Genomic DNA, 509 nt, shown 5'->3' on the forward strand with positions numbered 1-509 from the left:
ACCATTCACTTGACCTGTACTAAACGCATTACTCGTGTTTGTAGAATTTGCCTCGCCTATAAGTGCACCAACTCTCCAAAAGCCTTTAATATTTGCCTGTATTAATCCGATATTTTGAATGGTTGCGTTATTGGTTAGACCAAATAAGCCGACATCATTTTGGTTTGGACGGTTAATATTTAACTTGGAAATCGTATGATTTAAACCATCGAATTTCCCTGTAAATCCATTTAAAGAGTTACCAATCGGGTTAAAACCTTGCCCATTATTCCAACCCGATGTTGCGGTTGCATCGATGTCTGCACCGAGTACATATTTACCACTCAGGTTTCCACTCATCCCTTGTAATTGATTTAAGGTCTGAATTACAGCATAGCTTGCCCCAGCTACGGTGTCATTCTTATTAATGACATTGTTTGACCCAATATGGTTTTTTAGATATGGCGTGGTTTGATTATCACCATTCCCCCAAATTATATCGAAGTCGAAACCTGTAAAGCTATTTTTAT

1 protein-coding gene is annotated in these 509 nt (G+C 38.1%); it reads right to left on the reverse strand.

Features of this window, described 5'->3' with window-relative positions; genetic code table 11:
* Positions 1-509, reverse strand: a 509-nt coding sequence (locus F973_RS15270) for a ZmpA/ZmpB/ZmpC family metallo-endopeptidase-related protein (protein WP_004761508.1), incomplete at both ends; no start/stop codon positions are given.

The sequence above is a fragment of the Acinetobacter sp. CIP 102129 genome, from assembly GCF_000368305.1.
Taxonomy (GTDB): Bacteria; Pseudomonadota; Gammaproteobacteria; order Pseudomonadales; family Moraxellaceae; genus Acinetobacter; species Acinetobacter parvus.